The following is a 6,795-nucleotide window of genomic DNA, read 5'->3' as shown; positions in this document are numbered from 1 at the left end:
CTCCCCGCTCCGCCGCCCCCCGAGAACTACTAGATAATTTTCGTCGGAAGCGTGAGATGTTAACCAGCTTATTGGCCGGGAACGGCGGTCGGGACCGTGAGCGGTCGGGACTGTGAGCGGTCGGGACTGTGAGCGGTCGGGACTGTGAGCGGTCGGAGGCGCGGGCGGCGGCCGGGGGCCCGGGCGGCGCGGTCCTCACTCAGTCCACGTCGACCTCGGCATCGGCACCGGCACCGGCACCGGCACCGGCGTCCACCGTTATGTCCGCGTCCACGTCCACGTCGCCGAAGAGTGCGTGCATCGCGCCGAGTACGCGCAGGCAGGCGTCGATGTCCGTCGTGGTCAGGTCGCCGTCCACGCGGCGCAGCAGCGCGATTTCCCGGGCGCGTACGGCGCTGATCGCGGCCCGGCCCTCCGCGGTGAGCCGGATCAGCGAGGAGCGGCGGTGGGCGGGGTTGGCCACGCTCTCCACCAGGCCGTGGCGCGCGGCGTCGTTCACCATGCGCTGCACGAACTGCCTGCTGAGCGCCTGCGCGCGTCCCATCTGCGGCACCGTCATCGGCCCGTGGGCGCGCAGGAGGTCGAGCACCGCGCGCACGCCGACCGACAGGCCCTCGACCGGCGCCGTCTGCTCCACCTTCCGATGGACCCGCCGGTAGAGCGGGCCGACCAGGTCGAAGACCTCCATGAGGCGTTCGGCCGGCGCGTCCTGGGGAGGCACGGGAGGCACATCCGCGCTCCCGCCCGCCATACTCTCGTCCGTCACCCGTCCATCATGACACCTTGGTTGCCAAGCCACTCCAACAATGACACCTTGGTTGTCATGACAGTCGATCTCGCATCGCTTCCGATCCGTTCTCTGCGCACCGACGGCGGCCGGCTCACCTACCGTGAGGCCGGTTCGGGGCCGCCTGTGGTGTTCCTGCACGGCGGCTTCGTCGATCACCGCATGTGGGAGGAGCAGATCCCGGTGTTCGCCGCGCGCCACCGGGTCCTCGCGTACGACGCCCGCGGGCACGGCGGCTCGGACAACGCGACCGGTCCGTTCCGGCCCGCCGACGACGTCGCCGCACTGCTGCGCTGCCTGGACGCGGCTCCGGCCGTGCTCGTCGGCGTCTCGATGGGCGGGGCCACCGCCGTCGACTGCGCCCTGGAACACCCGGAGTTGGTCCGCGCGGTCGTGGTGAGCGGGGTCGGCACCAGCGAGCCCGTCTTCGAGGACCCGTGGGCGCTGGACGTCCTGGCGGCCCAGGGCCGGGCGCTGGCCGCGGGCGACGTGGCCGGCTGGGTCGACGCGTTCCAGCGGTTCACCGCCGGCCCGCACCGCGACCTCGCCGACGTCGACGCCGAAGTGGTCCGGCGGGTGCGGGAGATGGTGCTCGGCACGCTCGGCAAGCACGCGCCCGGTGAAGCGGACCACCGGGTGCCGGTCACGGCCACCTGGGAGCGCGCGCCCGGGATCTCCGTCCCGGTGTGCGCGATCAACGGCGCCCTGGACGCCCCGGACCACCTCGCCATGGCCGAGCGCCTGGTGCGTCTCGCCGCCGACGGGCGCACCGTCACCGTGCCGGGCGCCGCGCACTACCCGAACATGGAGAACGCGGCCCGCTTCGACGCGGAACTGATGGCGTTCCTGCGGACGTTGGAGAGGGTATGAGCAGCGCACTCCTCGTGATGGACGTACAGCGGGACGTCGTGGACATCGCCGACGACGGCTCCGGCTACCTGCCGCGCCTGCGCCGGGCCATCGACGCCGCGCGGGCCGCTGGCATCCCCGTCGTCTACGTGGTCATCGCCTTGCGCCCGGGCTACCCGGAAGTCGGCGCGCGCAACAGGGCCCTCGCCGCCGTCGCGCGCGCCGGACTCCATGTCGAGGGCGACCCCGGCACCGAGATCCACCCCGATGTCGCGCCCCTTCCGGGCGAGGTGGTGGTCACCAAGAGACGCGCGAGCGCCTTCTCGGGCAGCGACCTCGACATGGTGCTGAGGGCACGCGGCATCGACAGCCTGGTCCTCACCGGCATCGCCACCAGCGCCGTGGTCCTGCACACCCTGTGCCAGGCCAACGACCTGGACTTCGACCTCACCGTCCTCGCCGACGCCTGCCTTGACCTGGACCCCGGGATCCACCGTTTCCTCACCGAGTGGCTGTTCCCGCAGTGGGCGGACGTCGTCACCGTCGACGACTGGACGAACGCGCTCACCCCGCGGTAGGGGCCGGGGAGCGCGAGGGGGCTGGAGGAGGAGCAGGGTGGGGGTCCGCAGCACGGCGAAACACGTCGGCGACTTGCTGATCGAGTTGGTCGGAGAAACCATCGGCGAGGCGATCCTCAGCCTGCTCGCCTGCGCCCTGCTCGCCTTCCTGGTGCTGATCGCCTACCTGAGCTGGTCCTTCAGCCCGCGCCTGACCGTCGCGGGAGCCGCGCTGGTCAGCCTCCTGCTCGCCCACGGCGCCTGGCAGACGTTCCGCTCCCCCGGGCGGGGCCGCCGCCGGGGCCTCGCCGCGGTGACCGCGGCCGTCTTCACGCTGACGACCGCCACGGCCGCCCTCCTGCTGTTGTACGCCACCGACTGCCACTGCCTGTGAGCGGGCTCCCGGGAACCACTGCTGCTGGAGGAGCGGCGGCCCCGGAAGCGTCGATACGGGGCCGAGGGGGCCGGCACCACCTCCCTCTCACCGGTGCGCTACCGCACGAGCCCTCGTGAGCACGGCCTCCGCCAGTTCGCCGGGGGGCAGTTCGCCGTCCAGGAAGACGGTGTCCCGCGGGAGTACGTCAGCGGCCGCCAGGCAGGCGGGGATGCGGGACTTGCACCACGCGCGGATCTGCTCGTCCCGCGCCGGATCGTCCGGGGTGAAGCTCCGGCCGTCGATGCGCTCGACCAGCACGTCCCGCGGTACTTCCAGGAAGAAGTGGAGGACGTCCACGCCCGCGTCCGCGAGTACGCCGAAGATCTCACCCAGATACGCCGGATCCACCAGGGTCATGGGCACCAGGACCGGCCGTCGGTACTCCTCGACGAGGTCGACCGCCATGGCGGCCACCTGACGGCGCCACAGCCGCAGGTCCTGGAAGTCGCCGGTCGGCACCTCCACTGTCTTCCGGAGCACGAAACCGACCAGCTCCGGGTCGAACACCAGCGCATCCGGCCGGCGGGACCGCAGTTCCTCCACCAGGGTGGTCTTGCCACTGCCGAACGCGCCGTTCACCCAGACGAGCACAGGCCTTCCTTTCATGGGCTCGCAGCAGCGCGGTGGCAGGACCCGCCTGGCACCGCCGGGGTCGGGGCCGGTCCGCTACGGGTGGTAGATCTCCTCCATGGCGGTGATCCGGCCGTGGCTGTCGACGCGCTAGTAGAAGTACGGGGTGTTGGCGAGCTTGTGGTGCGTCAGCCAGCTCGGGGCGACCTTGACGGTGTTGGTGTCGCGGAGGACCTTGACGGAGGCGCCCGAGGCGAAGGTGAGCGACCGGGCCGCTCCGCTCGGGGTGTAGATGACGTCCTCGTCATTCTCCGTGTTCACCTTGCACCGCTGCGGGGTGACGCGCACGACGGTTTTGCCGCGGACGTTCCCGGCGGAGCGCAGCTCCAGGAAGTGCTGGTACCCGGCGGGCAGGTGGCAAGGCTTCCAGGCCGTGACCGTCGTGGTCCTGACCTGGGCGTCGGCGACGGTGACCACACTCGTGCCGTGCGCGGCCGAAGCGGCCCGGACCGACACGGTCGAGGTGCTCGCCGCCAGGTTCGGGCTGGCGTCGGAGGTCCCGCACGCGGTCGCGAGGAGCGCTGCGGCGGAGGCGAGGACTGCGGCGGCGGAGGCGTAACGGTGGTTCATGACCATCCTCTGCGACGGACATCGGCTGACACCCGGGGAGACAACGGACCGGGGGCCGGGGTTTCACCGGCCGGCGACTGTGACGGGACGGTGACAACCGGAGCGTCGCAAAGACCGTTCACCAGCCGGACCGTCCCTCAGTACGGCCCCGTTCCGCCCGAGCCGCTTCCCACCTGACCCTCGTCGCCCGGCCGCTGCCCGGGACCGTCCGGGACGGGGTCGCGCGGGCTAGGGCGTGTTTCGAAAGTCCCTCCCCCGGCCTTCGGCCGGGAGGTGCCCCCAGCCCCGCGACGCCTGGCACGCGCGCTCGCCGCGTTGTCGGGATCGTCCACGTACGCCCGGTACGAGGACGGCCCTCCGCCTTGCGATCGCACGCACCAGACGCCGCGGGGCCCGCCCTCCGGGCGGACGGCGCTACTTTCGAAACACGCCCTAGGAGTCCTGCGGTGCCGGGGTGCGGTGCGCGTAGCGGCGGTGCAGTGCGCGCAGCTCGGCCAGTTGCGCCTCGAAGGTCCTGGTGTCGGCCTCGCCGGCGTACGGGAGCGGGAGCCAGACCAGGGCGTCGCCGTGCAGCTTGGCCGAGACCCGCAGGTGAGTGCCGCGGCTGCGGCTGTCGGCGGGCTGGACCCGCAGGTCCTCGAAGCGGAGGATCTCCTCCCACTCCAGCCGGTGCCAGCGCAGCACGGTGCGGTACCGCAGGCCGTCCGGGCCCGCCTCCACACGTCGCATGAGCATCCCGAGGGCGTACCCGACGGCCGCCACGGCGATGACCACGCAAAGGACGGCCCACTTGTCGGACTGCGGAACGCCGAGTCCGGCGGCGACGCCCGCCGCGATCGCGGCCAGGGCGGCCGACGCGGTCACCAGGCGTTCGGTTCTTCCTCCGCTGCGGAGGGACAGTTCAGTTCGGCCGGCCACCCTCCCCATCCTGCCATCCGCAGGCGGCCGTGCGCAGGGCACCGGTCACAGCCGACCCGGCCGGCTCCGTGTCCCGTCGGTGCGGCGCATGAGTACGCGTACTCGACGGCGCTGGAGCGGCGGGCGCTCGGCAGTGCGCTGCGGCGGGCCCGGCCGGCCTCCGGCGGCAAGGCGGGCCCTGCCGCCGGCCGGCGGGATCAGGAGAGCCGGTGGTAGCGGCCGTCGTGGTGGACCAGCGGTGTTCCGCCGGTGTGGCCGGCGTCGACGACCTGGCCGATGACCAGCACGTGATCGGCGACGGGCTGGGTGGTGAGGGGGCCGAGGACCAGCCAGGCGAGGACGCCGTCGAGCAGGGGCAGGCCGAACGGGCCGGGGCGCCAGGCCACCGGGGGCGCGAACTTGTCCCCGCCCGGGCGGGCGAAACCCCGTGCCAGGTCCTCCTGCCCGTCGGCGAGCAACTGGACGAGGAAGTGCGGGGAGTTGTGCATGGCCACCCAGGAGGACGAGCGCAGGCCGACCGCGAAGGAGACCAGGGGCGGGTCCGCCGAGAGGGAGGTGACGGACGTGGCGCAGAAGCCGACGGGCCGGCCCGGGTGGGCGGTGATGACGGCGACACCCTTGGCGTGGTGGCGCATCGCCGCCCGGTAGGTGTCCGCCGCCACCGGGCGGGCCGTGCCCTCGCCGCGGAGCTGGTCGGTGAGCGCGGTCACGCCGTACGCTCCAGGTCGATCTCTGCGGCGAACGGCGACACCTCGCCCGGGCCGTACGCCGCGAGGTGCGTGCGCCAGTCCGCGTCGGCGCCGTCCAGGTCGCCCAGCGCCCGCCGGCTGGCGCCCCGCCGGTAGAAGAGGTCCGGGTCCTCGTCCCCGAGCGCCGCGACCGCGATGTCCAGGTCGGCCAACGCCCGCCCGTGGTCGCCGAGTTCCTGGAGGGCGAGGGCGCGGTTGGCGTGCAGGGCGGGGTCGGGGTCCAGTGCGATCGCCCGGTCGAGGTCGCCGGCGGAGTCCGCGGGGCGGCCCGCGGTGTAGTGCAGGACGGCGCGGTTGGCCCAGGCCGCGGTGAGCGTGGGGTCGGCGTCGAGGGCGGCGGTGAAGCTCGCGAGGGCCGCGTCGGTGTCACCGGCCTCCGCGAGCAGCGATCCCCGAGCGGCCAGCAGCCGTGCGTCGGCCGGTTCCAGGGCCAGTCCGGCCGCGATGTCCTCGGCCGCCCGGTCGAACAGGCCGAGGTCGAGCAGCAGGTCGGCCCGGTTGGTCAGGGAGTCCAGGTGGGTGGGGTCGAGGAGGACGGCGTAGTCCAGGTCCCGCCGGGCGCCTTCGTGGTCCCCGAGTTCGCGCAGCAGGTCCGCCCGGTTGAAGTGGGCCTGGTGGAAGGGCAGGCTCAGCCGGATCGCCTCGGCGTAGTCCGCCAGGGCGTTCTCGGGGCGGCCGAGCGCGCGGTGTTCGGCGGCCCGTTCGAAGTAGTAGTCGCCGTAGTCCGGGTCGCGGCCGATCAGCTCGTCGTAGTCGCGCAGCGAGTCCTCGTGCTGCCCGAGGTTGGCGCGGATCTGCGCCCGGTTGTACAGCAGGACGGAACGGTGCAGGAGCTGCTCGTGGTCCTCGAGCCCGGTCTCGACGCGTTGCATGGCCTCGTCGACGAGGGCCAGCGCGCGGGGTACGTCCGCGCGGTGCAGCTCGATCAGGGCCCGCGCGTTGCGCATGAACGCCCCGAAGAAGGCGCGTTTGTGGGGGTCGGGGTCGCGGTCGGCCAGGGCGATCGCCGTGTTGATCCACTCCACCGCGCGTGTCTCGTCGTGCTGCTCCTTGGGCAGGTGCCGGGTGTAGAGCATCGCCATGTTGTAGCAGGTGTTCATGTGGATGACCGGGTCGGTCGTCCCGGCCCGCAGCTCGGCGAAGTAGCCCTCGCTGTCCTCGCCCTGGCGCAGGTAGGACAGGCAGGTCCCGGCGAGGATCGTGAAGGATGCTCCTATGCTTGTCAAGCTGCAGGAGCGAGGTCGGTTTGGGTGATTCGTTCGGTTGGTGTGGCGGTCAGAGCGCGGTAGACCTCGCGGG

General features: G+C 72.7%; 9 protein-coding genes. 3 read left to right on the top strand and 6 right to left on the bottom strand.

The genetic code is table 11. The features are described from left to right. Window positions 1-199: 199 nt before the first annotated feature. Complete coding sequence (locus tag ACFC02_RS40990) at window positions 200-751, bottom strand: MarR family winged helix-turn-helix transcriptional regulator (protein WP_376367866.1); 552 nt, start codon at window positions 749-751, stop codon at window positions 200-202. A gap of 72 nt (window positions 752-823) precedes the next feature. On the opposite strand from ACFC02_RS40990, the gene ACFC02_RS40985 reads away from it, so the two are divergent. From ACFC02_RS40985 to ACFC02_RS40975, 3 genes are read left to right on the top strand one after another with little or no spacing between them, the layout of a single operon-like run. Beyond that, the gene (locus ACFC02_RS40985; protein WP_376367864.1) at window positions 824-1,657 is read left to right on the top strand and encodes an alpha/beta fold hydrolase; all 834 of its coding nucleotides are present in this window, start codon (window positions 824-826) and stop codon (window positions 1,655-1,657) included. Then, the gene (locus tag ACFC02_RS40980) at window positions 1,654-2,214 is read left to right on the top strand and encodes a cysteine hydrolase family protein (protein ID WP_376367862.1); all 561 of its coding nucleotides are present in this window, start codon (window positions 1,654-1,656) and stop codon (window positions 2,212-2,214) included. Before ACFC02_RS40985 ends, ACFC02_RS40980 begins: the two co-directional genes overlap by 4 nt. 37 nt (window positions 2,215-2,251) lie before the next feature. Continuing rightward, a complete protein-coding gene (locus tag ACFC02_RS40975; RefSeq protein WP_376367860.1) occupies window positions 2,252-2,587 on the top strand; it encodes a lysine transporter LysE in 336 nt (111 codons plus the stop codon). Window positions 2,588-2,674: 87 nt separating this feature from the next. Here ACFC02_RS40975 and ACFC02_RS40970 read toward each other — a convergent pair whose 3' ends face one another. From ACFC02_RS40970 to ACFC02_RS40950, 5 genes are all read right to left on the bottom strand, one after another. Next, the gene (locus ACFC02_RS40970; RefSeq protein ID WP_376367858.1) at window positions 2,675-3,220 is read right to left on the bottom strand and encodes an AAA family ATPase; all 546 of its coding nucleotides are present in this window, start codon (window positions 3,218-3,220) and stop codon (window positions 2,675-2,677) included. 129 nt (window positions 3,221-3,349) lie between these two features. After that, window positions 3,350-3,829 carry a hypothetical protein gene (locus tag ACFC02_RS40965; protein ID WP_376367856.1) on the bottom strand — a complete coding sequence of 160 codons (480 nt, stop codon included), beginning with the start codon at window positions 3,827-3,829 and terminating at the stop codon, window positions 3,350-3,352. A 432-nt stretch (window positions 3,830-4,261) separates the two neighbouring features. Further along, on the bottom strand, window positions 4,262-4,747 hold the full coding sequence (locus ACFC02_RS40960) for a PH domain-containing protein (protein WP_376367854.1): 486 nt from the start codon (window positions 4,745-4,747) through the stop codon (window positions 4,262-4,264). 197 nt (window positions 4,748-4,944) lie between these two features. Then, the gene (locus tag ACFC02_RS40955; protein ID WP_376367852.1) at window positions 4,945-5,457 is read right to left on the bottom strand and encodes a flavin reductase family protein; all 513 of its coding nucleotides are present in this window, start codon (window positions 5,455-5,457) and stop codon (window positions 4,945-4,947) included. After that, on the bottom strand, window positions 5,454-6,722 hold the full coding sequence (locus tag ACFC02_RS40950; protein ID WP_376367850.1) for a tetratricopeptide repeat protein: 1,269 nt from the start codon (window positions 6,720-6,722) through the stop codon (window positions 5,454-5,456). Before ACFC02_RS40950 ends, ACFC02_RS40955 begins: the two co-directional genes overlap by 4 nt. Between the last annotated feature and the right edge of the window lie 73 nt (window positions 6,723-6,795).

It is taken from the genome of Streptomyces sp. NPDC056160, from assembly GCF_042268205.1.
Lineage (GTDB): Bacteria > Actinomycetota > Actinomycetes > Streptomycetales > Streptomycetaceae > Streptomyces.
Note: the sequence above shows the minus strand (reverse complement) of the source record. Positions and strands in the feature narration are given on the sequence as shown.